The sequence below is a fragment of the Labrenzia sp. PHM005 genome (genome assembly GCF_006517275.1).
In the GTDB taxonomy this organism is placed as follows: domain Bacteria; phylum Pseudomonadota; class Alphaproteobacteria; order Rhizobiales; family Stappiaceae; genus Roseibium.
In genome coordinates this window covers 5,678,505-5,696,358 of the sequence record NZ_CP041191.1, presented here as the reverse complement: position 1 = coordinate 5,696,358, position 17,854 = coordinate 5,678,505, and the positions used below count along the sequence as shown (strand labels likewise).

The following is a 17,854-nucleotide window of genomic DNA, read 5'->3' as shown; positions in this document are numbered from 1 at the left end:
CTGGTTTGGCGGGGCGCTTAGGCGCGCTGTGTGCCAGTCAAAAACTCGGTGCCGAGTGCGCCAAACACGGTCTTCATGATGCCGTCCTGATCAAGCCCGGCATTGGCGTACATTGCTGCCGGTTTGTCGTGATCCTGATAGACATCCGGCAGCGTCAACGTGCGGACTTTCAGGCCGCTGTCGAGCAGCCCCTCTTGCGCTAACTGTGTGAGGACATGGCTGCCGAAGCCGCCAACAGACCCTTCTTCGACAGTCACCAGCACTTCGTGTTCGCGGGCAAGGCGCCGGATCAGGTCCATATCAAGGGGCTTGGCAAAACGGGCATCGGCAACAGTCGTCGACAGGCCGGCCGCATCAAGTTCGTCAGCAGCGTTCAAGCATTCGGCCATTCGTCCACCAAAGGAAAGCAGAGCCACCTTGGTGCCTTCCCGGCGGATAACGCCCTTACCGATCTCAAGAACACTGCCGCGCTCTGGCATGTCCAGACCGACGCCTTCGCCGCGCGGATAGCGGAAGGAGATAGGCCCCTCATCATAAGCCACAGCCGTCGCCACCATATGGCGCAGCTCCACTTCGTCGGCCGCCGCCATCACGGTGAACCCGGGCAAGCAGGACAGAAAAGCCGTGTCATAAGCGCCAGCGTGTGTCGCGCCATCCGCGCCGACCAGACCGGCCCGGTCAATCGGGAACCGAACTGGAAGACCCTGAAGCGCTACATCGTGGATCACCTGATCATAGGCGCGCTGAAGGAAGGTGGAATAGATGGCCGCAAAGGGTTTGTAGCCCTCTGTCGCCATTCCCGCAGCAAAGGTGACCGCATGCTGTTCGGCAATGCCGACATCATAGGTGCGTTCCGGAAAGGCTTCGCCAAAGAGATTGAGGCCGGTGCCATCCGGCATGGCTGCAGTGATCGCGACGACTTTGTCGTCGACTTCGGCTTCTTTGATCAGGGATGTTGCAAAGACATTGGTGTAGCTGGGCGCGTTGGCCTTCGGTTTTGACTGTTTGCCGGTGACAACGTCGAATTTCGCAACACCATGATATTTGTCTTTTGCACCTTCTGCCGGCCCATAGCCTTTGCCTTTTTGAGTCACTGCATGGATCAAGACCGGACCGTGATGCGTATCGCGGACGTTCTTCAGGATCGGCAATAGGTGTTCCAAATTGTGGCCATCGACTGGCCCAACGTAATAGAACCCGAGCTCCTCAAAGAGGGTGCCCCCGGTCCAGAAGCCACGTGCATACTCTTCCGCGCGTGCTGCTTTTTCTGCCAGCGGTTTGGGAAAGTTTTTGACGATGTTCTTTGCCGCATCGCGCAGCGATTGGTAGGTCGGGCCGGAGACCAGTTTTGCAAGGTAAGCAGACATAGCCCCGACAGGAGGCGCGATGGACATGTCATTGTCGTTCAAGATGACGATCAGCCGGGAGCCAAGGTGACCTGCGTTGTTCATGGCCTCATAGGCCATGCCGGCCGACATGGCGCCATCGCCAATGACAGCAATTACATTGTTGTCGCCGCCATCAAGATCCCGCGCCGCAGCCATGCCGAGGCCTGCGGAAATGGAGGTAGAAGAATGCGCAGTGCCAAATGGGTCATAGACACTTTCAGAGCGTTTGGTGAAGCCGGACAAACCGCCACCTTGACGCAAGGTCCGGATCCGATCGCGCCGTTCGGTCAAAATCTTATGCGGATAACTCTGATGGCCAACATCCCAGATGATCCGGTCATCAGGGGTATTGAACACATAATGGAGGGCAACAGTCAGCTCCACCACCCCAAGACCTGCGCCAAGATGACCACCAGTAATGGACACCGCATCAACGGTTTCCGTCCGCAGCTCATCGGCCAATTGGATCAAATCGGTTTCGTCCAACTGGCGCAGATCAGCAGGCGATGTCACCTGGTCAAGCAATGGGGTTTTAGAGTTGGCAGTCACGCTCAGGAACGCTCCACAAATGAAAACATGGCGGGCAGCCATACACCAACCTTATGTATGGCGCAAACACTGTCCGGTTAGAGGTAAGGTTCAGAACCAGGTGCAAAATGTTGCTCAGTCCGCAGCAAAAATTGAAAGACGGGTACAGGCGGTGCAATTTATACGCGAAATGTCTCGATTTTCTGTGCCAATCACCCAAATGGGTGATGCATGCATTAAATATTTGGTTTAAACCACTAGATGTGGTCGATGGGGCCACGTGCACAGTGATCAACTTGGGGTCGTGGAACGACGACCCCAACTTTTTGCTGTACGTCTGGTTGCATACTGCGACGTTCTGAGTGGATCGGAATAACCAGCTTATGTGATCCATTTTATACAAGACCCGTTAGCTGATAAACAAGTTGGGTAAGCTCTAGCTGGGTGCGTGTGCCGGTTTTATCAAAGATCCGGCGCAGATGGGTTTTCATCGTGTTTCGGGTAATATTCAGAAGATCGGTCGTGTTTGGAACCGATCCGGTTACGGCAAGCAGCCGGGCCAAATGCGCTTCTGAAAGCGACAGCCCAAACTCCTCCAAGAGAATTGTTTCTACTGTGTCTGGAACCGATGCCGGAAGAAGAACGCGGATGAGGATCCAAGGCGGGTTGCCGGCAGATCTGTGATCAAGACGCTCCAATGTAATCCGTGTGAGACTTCCTGCCGAATCCCGCAGATACAGGTCCCGCTGATCTTGCGCAGCCGGTTCTGATTTAATTCGATTTGGTTTCTCTGCTGAAACGCCGAGGTCGCGTTCAAGTTTTACGCTGGCTAATAATTCCTGAAATCGGGTTTCCAGCGTCCGGTTCTTAAGCTGGAGTATTCCGTTTTTAGCAAAAGCGGCTTCCAGCGAACCCAAAGCATCTAGCCCTGGTGGGAATTCCGCCAGAATGTCCCGCTGGCCGTTGATCAGGACCGATGGTGAGCCGCATACCTCAGCCATTGCTTTATGCGCGTTGGCTGTATCAGAGGCCAGACGCAGTTCTTCAAGAGCGTCTAGCCTTAGCTCGGCAATCCGAATTACCTTTCGGAAACTTGTTATGATTTCGGGAGTTAGTGCAGCACGCCGATCCAAGTCGGGTACGAGAAGTCCGAAGAAAACAGCCGCATGCGAATTGGGCCGTAATACGCTGATCACTCCGGCTGGTGGATGAGTTGCAGTTGATATTGGTGGCGGGGAAGGCGAGACCGTAACTGGTGGCGGATCGTGCCCCAGATCGGTCAGATGCCCGTCAGATATTTGGTAACAATGGCCGGGATGGGCATGGTGAAGCATATAGTCGAATGCGGGCATTCCATGATCGGTTTTGGTCGCCTGAAGAACTTCAAACAGTTCGCGGGCTTTTTCATGGTCAAAGAAGTGCCCGGTTGAGAGGCCATTTTTGCAAAACTCAGCTGCATAGGACCTGCAAGTCAAATACCCATCAATCTTACTCAGGAAGGGTTGCCAGCCAGACGGATCGGAAAAACGCATGAAGGCGTCTTTAAGAAGGTCGATCTCTGCGTCTTTGCTTAGTGTTGGCATTGCAGGAAGCTCGATGCAATTTTCCTAGCTGTACTTGTTTATAAAAGGATAGCATTTGGTGATGATCAAGAAACTTAAAAAATAGATATATTTGAATGTTAATTCGTATTAGGAATAAAGGTCATTATCCGGTGGTGAATATTTAAGTTTCTTGTTTTGATTTGGGGGAGGGTGAAATTTCTACCTTGAGATGCATAAATTAATTTTATCCACCGACGGTCTGTTGGTCAACTGCTCTTGATTTTCATCTCCAAATTTGGGCGCAGGTGTACAATCTGACAGACCAATTGGCTCAGACGTAGCATGTCATTGGTGGATTCTTGGGACGTAATTAGCCGTTTTGCGGCTCCAACTCGGTCGTCCCGGTGGGCTCGCCGCCTTGGCCTAGTTGGATTTTTTCCACTTTGGCCTCGGCGGCCTTCAGCAGTGTGTCGCAGTGCTGCCGCAGTGCATCACCGCGCTCGTACATCTCAATGCTGCGCTCCAAGGGGACATTGCCCTGCTCAAGTTCGCGTACAATGGTCTCAAGCTGCTTGAGCGCGTCTTCAAAAGACAGGCTTGCGATGTTGTTTGCAGCTTCGGTCATGTCGAGCGTCCTGAATTTCAGTCAATACCGTCCGGCACCCTCGCGAGCCTATGGCTAAAGGTCAAGAGCTCAATGCCTGTTGATACAAACGATCCACGATGAACTTCAGCATTGCCGCCGATCAACCGGTCATCAGGGTCATCATATGGGCGGCGACCGAGCGGGCGAGGCCTTCCAGATCGTAGCCGCCTTCAAGGACGGACACGACGCGGCCATCGCTATGTTTGTCGGCAATATCCATCAAGACTCGGGTCGCCCAGGCAAAATCTGCTTCAACCAAATTCAGGCCGCCCAGAGGATCGCGGGCATGAGCGTCAAATCCGGCCGAGATGATGACGAGCTCAGGAGCGAAAGTGTCTAGGCGGGGCAGCAGGACAACTTCGAAGGCTTCCTTGAAACCGGCTCCGTTTTCTCCTGGTGGCAGAGGTACATTGACGATGGTGTTGGCCTCTCCTGTTTCAGAGGCATCGCCGGAGCCTGGATAGAGCGGCATCTGGTGGGTGGAGCAATACATGACACTGGGGTCGTCCCAGAAGATATCCTGCGTGCCATTGCCATGATGGACATCGAAGTCGATGATCGCGACCCGGTCTAGACCGTATTTGCTTTGTGCGTACCGGGCTGCGACCGCCACATTGTTGAAAAAACAAAACCCCATGGCCCGGCCTTTTTCAGCGTGATGGCCTGGCGGGCGGGACGCTGAAAAGGCGTTGTTGACCTTCTTTGTGACCACTTCGTCAACGGCGCGGCAGGCGCCGCCGACGCCGCGCAGAGCTGCCTCCCAGGTGCCCGGTGACATTGTGGTATCAGCATCTACACGGGCAACGCCCTCGTCTGGCGCCAATCTATGCAGCTGGTCGACATAGGCCATCGGATGTGCTCGGGCGATGTCTTCCAACGCTCCAATCGGGGCCAAATCCCGTTCCACGGACTGAAATTTCTCGTGCTCGAGGATCCTGTCAATTGCCCGGATCCGGTCAGGACGTTCGGGGTGTCCGACGGGAGTTAAATGGTCGAGGTAAGACGTGTGATGCAGCAGAAGCGTTGACACTTGGCGCGTTTCCAAACGGTGTGATTATCAAATTTATGGCCGCTATCTGATGCGTTGCGGTTGTTTGTGTCAATCGTACAAAAGGATCGTCATGAGTGAGTGTTTTGCATGTTTCATTGATGAATTTAAGTATAATTCCTTCATTTGTAAATAATAACAATGACAACTATAATATTTATAATGTAATTGTTTGTTAAAGTATGTGCAATTCAATCCTGCCTGAATTTAAATTTTTGGTGGGAGCTAATCAATGAAACTGTCTAAGGTAATATTCACAGGGGTATTTGTTGCTGTTTTTCCTTTTTCTGCGGTGGCGGATGAAATTACTGTGATGGCTGGCGATCTTGCGCCAATGTTTCTTAAAGGTGGCAAGGGTCGTGAAGCAGAAGTTATCACGGCTGCCCTCGAAAAGTGCGGTCACACTGTAAAATTTAAGGTCCAGCCATTTACCCGGCACTGGGAGAGCTACAAAGCCGGCAAAGGCGATGCAGTCGCCACAGTGCCTATGGGCATGCCGATCGACGGAACGGCCACAGGTGAATACATCCGGTATCAAAATGGCGTTTCTTTCCTTTCAGGTGGCGACGGCTTCGACAAGATTGAAGCGCTGAAAGGGAAAAAAGTCATTGGTTTCAAAGGGGCCGCGAGCATTATCCCTGGGCTTTCAGACCACACGGGTTCCTTTGCAGACTACCGTGAAGTGACCGATCAGATCACCCAGAGCCGGACGCTGTTCGGAAAACGAGTTGATGCCATTATCGGCGATGGCATGCTGTTTGCCGAATACAATCGGCAGCTCCGCTCACAAAGCGGTCTGAAATTTGATCCAAACCAGCCGGTCACCTTCAAAGCGGTCTTTGATTCAACACCATACTCCATGGCGTTCAGGAGTGCGGATCACGCTGCGGACTTTGACCGGTGCTACAAGGAAATTGAAGCTGACGGCACGGTTGCTGCCATCAATAAGGCCTGGGTCGACAAATACCGTGACAGCCTCGGCAGTTCCTATCTCGGATACTGACTAGACAAACGATTGACAACGAAAGGGCCGGATAATTCTCCGGCCTTTTTGTTTGCTGATCTCGATGGATACGCCGAACTTTGCCGATAAAACTCATTCGGACTTCTGAATTTCCACCTGATGCGGATAGGGGATGGAAATGCCCCCGGCATCGAATGCTTCCTTGACCGACTTGAGCATGTGGAATTTGAGTTCCCAGTAATCGCCCGCGTCGCACCAAAGCCGTACGCCGAGATCCACCGAACTGTCGCCTAAGTTTGTCAGGCGAACCCATGGCTCTGGATCCTTGTGGACTCGCTCGTCTGCATTGGCCGTGTCGAGGATAATCTGGATCGCTTTGTCAGCATCGTCGCCGTAGTCGATGCCAAACGTCAGATCGAGACGGCGTTTTGGATGCGCGGAGAAATTGGTAATCACAGCGCCCCAGGCCTGGCCATTGGGCATGATGATCTGGACGTTGTCGCCGGTCACCAGCTCTGTCACGAAGATGTTGAGATCCTTGACCGTGCCGGACGTCCCGCCAATGGAAACAAACTGACCGACCTTGTACGGGCGGAAGATGATCAACATGACGCCCGCGGCAATATCACTCAGTGTGCCTTGAAGCGCCAAGCCAATCGCCAGCGTACCTGCGCCGAGAACAGCGACAAGACTGGTGGCTTCAATGCCAAACAGCTGCAAGACAGCGATCAACGTGACAAGCAGCACCAGCCAGCGAACGATGGAAGCAGCAAAGCCGCCAATGGTGTCGTCGATCCGCTCATTGGCGAGGATGCGTTTTTTAATAAGAGCCGAAAGGGCTCCGGCCACGTACCAACCGATGATCAGAACGATTAGTGCTTTGGCCGCATTGACCGCTAAAGGTATGAAGATGCTCATGTGATCCATAGTGCCGCCGAACGGCAGCCTCCCCGCAAAGTTTTTCTTCCAATGTCAAAAATGTCGTAGCGGAATGTGTTGCCACGGGCAAGCGCCCGCGGCGATTCCTATCTTGGGTTGATCGGGGATCAAGCAGGCAAGCTCTCAGGATGCGCTGCGATCCAGTCTTCCAGAAATGCGACCATGTCCTCATTGCCGCAATGACTGATAAATTGCGGATAAATCAGGCTGCCTGCTTCGAGCAGTAGGCGAGCACATTCGATATGGTCTGCTTCCGTCCGTTTTGGCGCGAAGCTGGACCCGTGAAGGACTGTGTCCAAAGCATCGCCGCCAAACTTGTTTTTATGGGTCAGGTCAGGTTTTAACGAGAGAAAGAATCTGAATTCATCAACCAGGCCGTTCCATCCTGCAATTTGCATAGGCGACAGATCCATTTCGTCCATGTCATTCGGATCAAGCCCGGCTGCAATCAGTGCCTTGATGTGTGGAAGCTGTCCCGGTTCGGCGGCAAGCCGCGTCAGCAATCGCCGGTCTTCCTGGCCCAGCGTCTGGATCTCTAGGCGAGCCGAATTGGGGAAGCCGTCTGCACAATCGGCCAGGATTTGTTTGTTGGACGTTAGCTTTGCAGCATGGCCCCTTTTTTCCAGTGCTGTAGCTGCCTCCCGATTGCCGAACATACGGGCCAAAGCATAAGCCGTATGTCCCTGCCAAACCGCCTCGGGATTTGCGCCGAACTCCAAAAGCAGCTCGATAAAGTCCGCAGAACGGCCGCGGCGTGCCGCCTGATGCAGCGCGGGAATTGTGTTCATCGGCTGGCCGCTGGGGTGGTCCGGAACAGTGTTGTTTGGGTCGGCCCCGGCCTCCAGTAACAGCCGCACCTTTTCCAGGTCATTGAAATCGAGCGCGCGGGGCAGGGCGTTGGTGCCGTCCGGTTTGGCACCATGTTTCAAAAGGCTTTTAAGAGCCCTTGTGTGGCCAAGCTCGGTGCTGTGGTAAAGGCTTTCGTTGTCGTTGGGATTTGCCCCATTTTCCAGAAGCCAGCTTCCTAATTCGAAATTGTCGGCATGGCACAGGGCACCATAGAGCGCCGACAGCTTGTGATCCTCTCCCGGAGTTGCCGGATAGCCGTCATCGACACTGGCGTCATGCGCCACCAGCAATCTGGCGATCTCGAGCATGTCATTGTGTTTGGGCGGGATGCGGTGGATTTCCTTCGAAAAGGCAAGATGCAGGATCGGTGAGCGGACCCCAACCATCCGGATTGCAGCATCCGGGTTTGATTTCAGGGTCTGTCGGACAGCCTCCAGATCATAAAGGGCGACCTGGAGGCCGAAGTTGGCGTGCGCCAGGCTTGGGTCATCTTTCAAAAGCCTGTCCGTCATCCAATGTTGCCCTTCGTAAAGAGCAACCTTGAGCCGATCTGCGCGTTGCTCAAAGGACATGGCTGCGCTTTCGAGCGCGAACTTTAGCTGGGGCCAGCTCTTCTGCCCGGCCTCCTTTGCAATCACGTGCAGAAAATCAGCGTGTTTGAGTGGTTTGTCGGCAGAGATCTGTGCGCTGACACGTGCCAAGGCATCGGTCTCGCCGTTGGCATACGCCTTTTTCAGCCGTTTAGCTGCTTTGCGCAGATCATCAAGGGAAGCGGTCGTCTGTGTCGACAAGGCTTTTCTCCTGGTTGCATGCCCGGACGATCCGCTTGTGTCGGGCGCAGGTGAAAAACCGGCATTCGTTTATGCTGTCAGGGTGCTTTCGCTGTCCGCGGATCCGGTTGCCGCCCTCATCGGCACCGGAAAGATGCAGGGGCGGGCCGTAAATTGCAAGCCCGCGCCCAAACAACTTTGGTTAGCTGGAAACCGGCTTCATGCTGGCCGGTGCCTTGCTGTCATCGGGCACGAAGAAGTCCGGGGTCAGCGATTGTGTTGGATCAACACGGTACTGATCGAAATCGGTCACGCCGCGGCTCGCAAGAAAGGTGTCGTCAATAAGGAACTGACCACTCAGTTCTTTTGAGGGTGTAGTGAATATTTCATAGGCAGCATTGGCCAGAATGTCCGGGGTCCGGCTGGTCTGCATCATCTTATCGCCGCCGATGATGTTTTTGATCGCTGCGGTGGCGATAGTCGTGCGCGGCCATAGAGCGTTGACCGCAATGCCCTTTGAACGCAGTTCACCCGACAGCCCTAGAACGACCTGGCTCATGCCGTATTTGGCAATGGCGTAGGGTACAAAAGGAGCGAACCACTTCTCCTGCATGTCGAGCGGCGGCGACAGCATCAAGATGTGCGGGTTTTCTGATTTTGTGAGATGCGGGATCGCATGTTTGGAACAGGCAAGCGTGCCGCGTGTGTTGATCTGATGCATCAGATCAAACTTCTTCATGTCTGTCTGCTGCAGCGGCGTCAGCTGAATGGCACTGGCGTTGTTGACCAGTATATCCAAGCCGCCAAAGTGCTCTGCAGTTTTGTCAATGGCCGCTTTCACGGCTTCATCGTCGCGGACATCGAGTACGATCGGCAGTGCCTTACCGCCAGCTGCTTCAATCTCTTCGGCTGCCGAAAAAATGGTGCCTTCCAGCTTGGGATGCGGCTCTGCCGTTTTGGCTGCAACGGCGACATTGGCGCCGTCTTTGGCTGCGCGCAATGCGATGGCTTTGCCGATCCCGCGAGAGGCGCCGGTGATGAACAGGGTTTTGCCATTCAAGGACATGCTCTTCTCCTCCAACAATGGGTGCTGACCGGTCAGGCCTTGGATTTTTTGGTCATAAAGGCTTGGAAGGCTGAGATCGCTTCCGGCGATGTCAGACGATTGGCGAAGACTTTTGCTTCCGCATCGACCCGCTCGCTCAGGTTTGCGGATTCCTCCCACAAGAACTTCCGGGACAAAGCCATGGCTTCCGGCGGTTTGGCAGCAATTTCTTCTGCGCAGGCCTTGGCGACAGCGTCGACGCCATCTTCGACGATTTCGTTGACCAGCCCAGCTTGATACGCCTTTTGGGCGCTAAACGGCCGGCCAAGGCACAACAATTCAAATGCGCGGGCGTGGCCCATGATTTTGGGTCCCAAGAGGCTGGAACCGGCCTCCGGCACGAGGCCCAGATCGATGAATGGCGTATGGATGACAGCGCGTGGGCTGGCGAACACCATGTCACAATGCATCAGAAGCGTCGCGCCGACACCAACTGCAATGCCGTCGATGGACGCGACCATTGGCTTCTGATTGCCAACCAGGGCCCGCAAGAAGCGGTAAACCGGAGTTTCCGACATCTGCATTTTCCCGGCAAACTGCAGGAAGTCGCCGATATCATTGCCGGAGGTGAAGGCTTCCGGCTGGCCGCAAATGAACTGGCAACGAACCTTGTCGTCCGTATTGCCCTGTTCCAGCGCTTCCGAAAGATCGGTGTACATTTGCCCTGTCAGGGCATTCTTCTTCTCCGGCCGGTCCAGACACAGGGTCTGGACGCCGTTTTCCAGGCTAATGCGGATCATGGATGTCTCCTCTCAGAGCGCCCTCAGGACGCCAGCGCCTCTGCATCGAAGGCTTGAATGGCTTCGGCGGATAACAGCACGTCGGATTTGAGGCCGGCTGTTTCGCCAAGTGTGGTTTCGCAGAAATTGCGGGCCAGCAGCGTGCGTTCACTTTGCTTGGCGGCCGGTTCTTCTGCGGACCGTAAGGCCCCCTTGGTGAGCAATGCGCCACCGAGCGCCAAGCCTGCGATCCGCAAGTACGGTGTGGCCCCGGACAAAGCATCTGCAACACGGCCGTCAGCTTGCGCTGTCAGCATGTAGTCCGTGGCCTCTTGCAGGTCAGCAATGCTGGCGGTTAAACGGTCGGCCAACGCGCCAAAGTCCGGCTGGTTGGTGGCAGCCGCCTCATCGGCAATCGCCTGCAATTCGGCAATAAAGCCTTTGATGTGCTCGCCACCGGAAAGCGGCAACTTGCGCATCACCAAGTCGATCGACTGAATGCCATTGGTGCCTTCATAGATTGGCGCAATGCGGGCATCGCGTAGGTGCTGGGCCGCGCCTGTTTCTTCAATGAAACCCATACCGCCGTGGATCTGGATCCCGAGCGAAGCAACTTCGACCCCAAAATCGGTGGAAAGGGCCTTGGCGATTGGCGTCAGCAAGCTGGCGCGCTCACTCCAGTGTTTCTGAGCTTCAGCGTCTTCGGCGACATGCGCCATGTCAATGGCGTGTGCACAGGAATAACAGATAGCGCGGGCAACCTGTGTCCGGGCCTTCATGGCCAGAAGTGTGCGCTTGATGTCCGGGTGGCGGGCAATCGGGCTCATGCCGTATTCTTTGTCACCCGGCGCCTTGCCCTGCTTCCGGTCGATGGCGTAGCTCAAAGCATGTTGGAAGGCGCGTTCCGCAACCCCAAGGCCCTGAATGCCGACAGCAAGACGGGCGTTGTTCATCATCGTGAACATGCAGGCAAGGCCACGGTTTTCCTCGCCGATCAGCCAGCCTTTCGCGCCGCCTTCATCACCAAATACCATGGTACAGGTGGGAGACCCATGAATGCCGAGTTTGTGTTCAACACCGGCGCAATGAACGTCATTGCGGTCGCCAAGGGAGCCATCTTCATTGACGAAGAATTTTGGAACCAGGAACAACGAGATACCACGGGTGCCCGCCGGGGCATCCGGCAGGCGTGCCAGCACCAGGTGAATGATGTTGTCGGTGAGATCATGCTCACCATAGGTGATGAAGATCTTCTGACCGAAAACACGGTAGGTGCCATCGTCGTTGCGTTCCGCGCGGGCTTTCAGCGCGTTGAGGTCGGAGCCGGCCTGCGGTTCCGTCAGGTTCATGGTGCCCATCCATTCACCGGACACCAATTTTTCCAGATAGGTCGTTTTGAGATCGTCGGTCGCGTGTTTTTCTAGCGCTTCGACGGCGCCCATGGTCAGGGTCGGACCGATGGCAAAGGCCATGGAGCCGGAGTTCCACATTTCCAAGGCTGCGGCCGACATCATTTGCGGCAGACCCTGGCCGCCGGCTTCTTCGCTTGCTGAAAGACCGTTCCAGCCGCCTTCGATCCAGCCATGGTACAGGTCGCGCCAGCCCGGCGGTGTGGTGACTTCACGGTTTTCAAGAGGCGTTCCATGCTGGTCTGCGACGCTATTGAGCGGCGCGATTTCCTCAGCGGCGAACCGGCCGGCCTCATTGATGATCGCATCCACCAGATCGTCGCCGAGCTCGCTATGGCGCTCGGTTTTTTGCAGATCTGACAGGCCACAAACGTGTTTTAAGGTAAAAGCAATCTCGTCAACCGGGGCACGGTACATTCAGTTCCTCCCACGAACTGGTGGCCACTTGCGGCCAAATATCTTGTTTCGGGCTGTCAAGAACTTGACGGGACGTTGGCTTGCCCGCAAAAGGCGCTTGAGACAGCGGATTGATAGGAAAGTAGTCAAGTTGACGTAAACGTCAACCCGTATCGCAGCGGCAGGTACTTATCTTTTTGGTCAATCCCGGAGGTTGCCGAACAACGGAAGAGGCGAATGCAGCGCTGGACAGTTGATCTGAGCACAGAGGCCTGGCGGCAGGATCCAAAAGCAAAGGAGATTTGCCAGACCGTCTTGGGCGGTGGTTTGGTCGCCGTGCCGACCGAGACAGTTTATGGACTGGCGGCCGATGCGACCAGCGGGACCGCCTGTGCCAAGATCTTTGCCGCCAAGGGCCGTCCGAGTTTCAACCCTTTGATCTCCCACCTGCCAAGCCTGGACGCCGCGTTACATCACGGTGTGTTTGATGAACGCGCTTTGAAACTCGCTGAAGCTTTTTGGCCGGGACCACTGACGCTTGTCGTGCCCAAAACATCAGCATCGGAAATATCGGACCTGGCGACTGCGGGTCTTTCGACTGTCGCCTTGAGAGTGCCATCCGGTCCGGTTATGCGGTATCTGGCAGAAAACACCGGCCGTCCGCTGGCCGCACCGAGCGCCAATCGGTCCGGAAAAATCAGTCCGACGCGCGCCCAAGATGTGATTGCGGATCTTGGCGATGCGCTGGATTTTGTGATTGATGCCGGACCGTGTGAAGTTGGAATTGAATCTACGATTGTAGGGCTGACCGGGGAGGATGTTCAATTGCTCCGCCCGGGCGGTGTCTCCCGCGAAGCAATCGAGCAGGTTCTGCAAATTCCTGTCACCAGCCGGGTTGCGGAGAAGCAGCCAGAAGCGCCGGCTGCACCCGGCATGCTGACCTCACATTATGCGCCGGAGGCGCAAATGACGCTGGAGGCATTGGAAGTTTTGCCAGGGGAAGCCTTGCTTTCTTTTGGTCCTGAGTCCTTGCCGGGCAAGGAAAAAGCCCTTTCAGAGGTCAATTTGAGTCCTTCGGGAGACCTCGTTGAGGCCGCTTCGAACCTATTTCAGGCCATGAGAAGCCTAGATTCCACGGGTGCAAAATTGATTCGCGTGCAAACTATCCCCAGATTTGGGCTTGGTGAGGCGATTAACGACCGCTTGCGCCGGGCAGCAGCTCCGCGCGGCTAAGCTCAGTAGTGCTACCTACCGAGACAGGCGGCTTCTGGTACGCCTACCAGTGTTTGCTAAGGTGCTGATGCAAAAAATAAATTTCTGGTAAATCAGGAAGTTCGAAATCACTTCTAAGATTTTGATTCAAGAAACAATCACCTAAAGTTAATCGTTGTATGGCGATGTTCTTCGTGAATATTCATACGTAATAATGCAAATCATTTCATGCGTTCAGTTAAGAAACTCATACAACAATTTCAGAAAAACGGACCTACATCTAAAACTTATCAACACCATAGAGATGGCTATTCCAACAAATAGCTGGAAAAGACCGGTTTACGTCAGGTAATATGTAATTGGATTTTGGATGCGATGAACCTCCCCTCGAGCATACCATGCTCGCACCTCAGACCGGACCGGCCCAAACGCCGGTCCATTTTTTTCGGTAAATACGCTGGGTGCCCAACAATAGCCTCGCAACAACTACCCGGACGATGTTGGTGAATCGGAAGTACCGGATCCGATTTGGCGGCTGGGTTTCGCTTCTGCGTGCATCTGGCCATCATTTCTGACTTGAGTTTCTTCGTCAGAAGGTGAGGATTTCGGCACCACAATGTCGTCAGCGGACTTACCGTCCTCTTCCAGCGTCGCCTTGAACTGTGGGACCACCGGATCCTCGGTCTCAGATGTCATGGTCTCGGAGTTCATTTTCAACCGCTCTGCCGAAAGCATGGCAACGTGTGCTTTCAGGTCGGGGTACTTGTCGAGCAGGAGTTTAAAGTCCTGGGCATTCAGGCTGAGTAAGTGGCAATAACCTAGGGCAACCACGTCGGCGCTGCGCCGGCCACCTGTCATAAGAGCGATTTCACCAAAAACATCGCCGCGGCCAAGCCGGACCGTATCGCTGGCCGTACGCACCTCAACGGCACCGGATGCAATGAAGTAGGCAGCATCGCCACGTTCCCCGGCGCGGATCAAGGTTTCACCCGGTGTGGCAAATTGCGGCCGCATCATTTTCATGATCGCCTTCTGCTGTTCTTTGGGCAGACCTTCGAAAAGCGGATGCCCGCGCACAAGCTCCTTGGTCTTCATGCCCAAATCCAGTTTTGGCCGGATGCCGCACGCCCGGCGGACACGTTCCACATCCCGCAACAAATCTGAGTGCAGTTCAGGACCGATCAGCATCTGGTCCCGGGCCTCTTCATAGGCGGTTTCTTCCAGGCGGACACCGGCCATTCGAAGGAACTTATTCTCCAAAGCGTCGGCATAATCCGGATATTGAAGGCGCAGGGCTTCGATTGCTGTCAGTGTTTCCGATTGGCGGGTTGCAAGGGTTTCTTTCAAGATGTCAGCCACCCGGTCTCCAAGAAGCGGTCGGATCTCCTGTTCATTGAACGTTTCTAGGGCATCGCCCAGAATCCGGTAAACCATCAGGAACTCGAACCTGTCGGCAAGTCGCAGCGCCAGCGGTTTGTTGATCCGGAGCCGGCGCTGAAGAAATTGGGCAAAGCGGAAGCCAACGCTGAATTTCAGCGGCTGCCGGGTTGCCTTCTTATATCCGCTCCGCCCATCGCTTCGCGTCAAATCGCCAATCTGGCCGGTGATCGTCAAAAACTGGGATACGGCCCGTCCGGACAGAGTCTTGCTGTGAAAGAGATCAAGAACCAGTTGCTGTTCGCGGTCTGCCAGCGCAATCAGGCCCATGTTCACCCGGTCTTTGTCCTTCAGCTCCTCCAGCATGTTGGTCTCAGCTGTCGCGGCTGCGGCACGGTCTTCATACTCGTTCATAACGCCTTCGGCGACACGCGGGGCGATATGGTAGGCCTTCGCAGTGGTTTCGATTTCCTGGCGGATATCGGACAAGGACAAGGCGAGATATTGTGTCCGCAACGCTTCATCCCGGGCACTCAGCCGGTCAAGGCCGAGCAGCTTGATCAATTGCTTCAAGCTGGTGCCATAAACCAAAAGCGTGAACAGCACGAAACCGGTGGCCAGTTTGGTAACGAAGGCCGAAATCTCGTCGGACAATGCAGGATTTTCCAGGACGCTGAGCGCCAGCGTCAATGTCACAGCACCGCGCATGCCGCCCCATAGCATCACGATCTTGTACTTGTTGTTGACCGCTTGTCCGGCGCGCAAAATGCTCAAGACCGGAAGCAAACCGTAGATCACAACGGCGCGGGCAGCGAGCGCGGCTATGATCACGATGATCAAAAGCAGGATGTCGAGCGGGTTAAAACCAGCGACCAGCCGCGGGATGAGGATGGCGGCCAGCATGAAGATCAGCGACGCCGCCCAAAAGGATACCTGTTCCCAAACCGCATGCAAAAATCGCCAATGTGCCGGCTGAACTCGTGCCGGACCATACAGGTTGAAGACGATGCCTGCCGCAACGACCGCGACAACCGCCGAGACACCTGCAAATTGATCACTGAGGACATAAATTCCATACGGGAGGGCTACACTCAAGGTGACCTGTGCGAGTGGCAGATCTCGCATCAATGGCAAGAGGCTGACGGCAACGCGGGCCAACAGGCCGCCAAGGATGACGCCGCCAACAAATGATTGGACAAAAGCGAAAGCGGCGTGGCTGTAGGACAGGGATTGCTGGCCTGTCAGAATTCCAACCAGAATGACGAACAGAACGATGGCCGCTGCATCGTTCAAGAGGCTCTCGCCTTCAACAATCCGTCCAAGCCGGGCCGGAGCGCCGATATCCCGGAAAATAGCGACAACAGCAACCGGGTCGGTCGTGGCCACGATAGCGCCCAGGAGCAGACAGGCAATGAGCGGCACACCTGCAAGCGGATAAAGTGCAAGGCCGATAAAGCCGGTGGCAACGAAGACGGCGACGACCGCCATCATCAGGACCGGAGCCCAATCCTCGAACAATCTGCGGACATCCAGAGTGAGAGAGGTCTGGAACAAGAGCAGTGGCAGGAAAATGTAAAGGATCCTCTCTGAATCCAGAGGCGGATAGACAAAGATATTGGCGATCGAATTGAAGTAGTCCGTCTCGGCTGTGTAGAGCACGTATGTCGCGCCGATACCGATCAGCGTGCCGACCATGGCCAAAAGAACGCTGGGGGCCAGTCCTAGGCGCCGGGCGAGAGGCTGAAGAAGTGAAATCGTCAGCATCAAAAGCGCGAAGGCGGCGGTAATCATTGGTGTTTCCATGACGCCAATCTGCCCCGTGAATATGGCAAATTCAAATACTGGAGGCCGAATTTGGCCTCCATGTCTCAAAAGAGGGGTTCAGTGACCGCTTAGCTGGTGGCTTTTCGTTCCGATAACCAGATGCCGCCGAGCACCAAGGCCAGCGCCAGGCCGTGATGCCATTCGAAGGCTTCGCCAAGAATGCTCACCGCCAGAATGGCAGCGAAGACCGGTACCAGATTGATAAATACGCCGGCGCGGGCCGGTCCGATCAATTCCACGCCGCGCATAAAAAAGATCTGGCTGAGGCAAGACGGGCCGAGCGCAATATAAAGCACAACCAGCCAACCTTTCATTTCAGGCCACTGTGCCGTGTTGGTGGCCATCTCGTAGGCAAGGCCCGGCAGAGAGGCGAACACGGAAATGCCGGACAAGACCGCAAAGAACACCAGGCCGGACACTTGTGGCCGGTTGCGCAGCGCCAGCGTATAACCTGAATACAAGATACAAGCGGCCAGCATGACGCTATCGCCCGGATTAACAGCGAGGCTGAGCAACACCTCCAGGCTGCCTTGCGCCGCAATTAGCGTAACGCCGACTAGGGTTGCCAGAATGCCAACCACCTGCAAAAGCCGGACTTTTGTTCCAAACGCGACGACCGACCCGATCAAAACCACGATCGGCATTGATCCTTGAATGATACCGAGGTTCACCGCTGTTGTTTGAGTCGCCGCGATGTAAAACAATGTGTTGAAACCGACAAAACCGAAAGCTGCCATGAGGACCATGCGTAGGAAAGCACCCCGCATGACTGGCCACTCGCCCTGAATCCTCGACCAGAGGAGGGGCACAAGAATTCCGGCAACAATGATCCAGCGCAGAAAAACCACGACCATTGGCGACACTTCGCCTGCTGCAAGGCGCCCGGCAACGGTGTTGCCGCCCCACAAAAGGGTGGTCGCCATCAAAAGCAGGATAGCATTGCCATAGGCACGGGATCCCAAACGGGCGGCAATTGAACTCATAGGTGGCCTTCTATTCTGCCATGCGGCAGGTGCAGGTGGGGCGGATCAAAACCGGTAGCCGATTGGACGCGTTTCGGAAAGCCCCCTTGACCGGGTAATTGTTCGGTGGCGAACCGTAGTTTTTCCGATTTTTTCGGAAAAGGAAAAAGTCAT

Annotated in this window: 13 protein-coding genes; 2 read left to right on the top strand and 11 right to left on the bottom strand. The window is 55.1% G+C overall.

Annotated features, from left to right (window positions below; genetic code table 11):
* Positions 1-17 precede the first annotated feature (17 nt).
* From dxs to FJ695_RS25705, 4 genes are all read right to left on the bottom strand, one after another.
* Positions 18-1,979, bottom strand: a complete 1,962-nt coding sequence (dxs, locus tag FJ695_RS25720) for a 1-deoxy-D-xylulose-5-phosphate synthase (RefSeq protein ID WP_141188107.1) — start codon at positions 1,977-1,979, stop codon at positions 18-20.
* A 332-nt stretch (positions 1,980-2,311) separates the two neighbouring features.
* Entirely contained in the window at positions 2,312-3,499 is a 1,188-nt protein-coding gene (locus tag FJ695_RS25715; RefSeq protein ID WP_141188106.1) for a hypothetical protein, read from the bottom strand.
* A gap of 331 nt (positions 3,500-3,830) precedes the next feature.
* The gene (locus FJ695_RS25710; protein WP_141188105.1) at positions 3,831-4,085 is read right to left on the bottom strand and encodes an exodeoxyribonuclease VII small subunit; all 255 of its coding nucleotides are present in this window, start codon (positions 4,083-4,085) and stop codon (positions 3,831-3,833) included.
* A 121-nt stretch (positions 4,086-4,206) separates the two neighbouring features.
* Entirely contained in the window at positions 4,207-5,136 is a 930-nt protein-coding gene (locus FJ695_RS25705) for a histone deacetylase family protein (RefSeq protein ID WP_141188104.1), read from the bottom strand.
* Positions 5,137-5,386: 250 nt separating this feature from the next.
* On the opposite strand from FJ695_RS25705, the gene FJ695_RS25700 reads away from it, so the two are divergent.
* Positions 5,387-6,157, top strand: a complete 771-nt coding sequence (locus FJ695_RS25700) for an ABC transporter substrate-binding protein (RefSeq protein ID WP_141188103.1) — start codon at positions 5,387-5,389, stop codon at positions 6,155-6,157.
* A 93-nt stretch (positions 6,158-6,250) separates the two neighbouring features.
* Here the strand turns inward: FJ695_RS25700 and FJ695_RS25695 are convergent, their stop codons facing one another.
* The 5 genes from FJ695_RS25695 to FJ695_RS25675 form a co-directional block, all read right to left on the bottom strand.
* Positions 6,251-7,045 carry a mechanosensitive ion channel family protein gene (locus FJ695_RS25695; RefSeq protein WP_141188102.1) on the bottom strand — a complete coding sequence of 265 codons (795 nt, stop codon included), beginning with the start codon at positions 7,043-7,045 and terminating at the stop codon, positions 6,251-6,253.
* Positions 7,046-7,164: 119 nt separating this feature from the next.
* Positions 7,165-8,697 carry an ankyrin repeat domain-containing protein gene (locus tag FJ695_RS25690; protein WP_141188101.1) on the bottom strand — a complete coding sequence of 511 codons (1,533 nt, stop codon included), beginning with the start codon at positions 8,695-8,697 and terminating at the stop codon, positions 7,165-7,167.
* Positions 8,698-8,878: 181 nt separating this feature from the next.
* Positions 8,879-9,742 carry an NAD(P)-dependent oxidoreductase gene (locus FJ695_RS25685; protein ID WP_141188100.1) on the bottom strand — a complete coding sequence of 288 codons (864 nt, stop codon included), beginning with the start codon at positions 9,740-9,742 and terminating at the stop codon, positions 8,879-8,881.
* A 32-nt stretch (positions 9,743-9,774) separates the two neighbouring features.
* The gene (locus FJ695_RS25680) at positions 9,775-10,521 is read right to left on the bottom strand and encodes a crotonase/enoyl-CoA hydratase family protein (RefSeq protein WP_141188099.1); all 747 of its coding nucleotides are present in this window, start codon (positions 10,519-10,521) and stop codon (positions 9,775-9,777) included.
* Positions 10,522-10,544: 23 nt separating this feature from the next.
* On the bottom strand, positions 10,545-12,326 hold the full coding sequence (locus tag FJ695_RS25675; protein WP_141188098.1) for an acyl-CoA dehydrogenase: 1,782 nt from the start codon (positions 12,324-12,326) through the stop codon (positions 10,545-10,547).
* A gap of 216 nt (positions 12,327-12,542) precedes the next feature.
* On the opposite strand from FJ695_RS25675, the gene FJ695_RS25670 reads away from it, so the two are divergent.
* Positions 12,543-13,538, top strand: coding sequence for an L-threonylcarbamoyladenylate synthase (locus tag FJ695_RS25670; RefSeq protein ID WP_141188097.1), 996 nt, complete (start codon positions 12,543-12,545; stop codon positions 13,536-13,538).
* A 465-nt stretch (positions 13,539-14,003) separates the two neighbouring features.
* Here the strand turns inward: FJ695_RS25670 and FJ695_RS25665 are convergent, their stop codons facing one another.
* The gene (locus FJ695_RS25665) at positions 14,004-16,685 is read right to left on the bottom strand and encodes a cation:proton antiporter (protein WP_141188096.1); all 2,682 of its coding nucleotides are present in this window, start codon (positions 16,683-16,685) and stop codon (positions 14,004-14,006) included.
* A 101-nt stretch (positions 16,686-16,786) separates the two neighbouring features.
* Positions 16,787-17,701: a DMT family transporter gene (locus FJ695_RS25660; protein ID WP_209010815.1), complete on the bottom strand. Its 915-nt coding sequence runs from the start codon at positions 17,699-17,701 to the stop codon at positions 16,787-16,789.
* Positions 17,702-17,854: the final 153 nt, after the last annotated feature.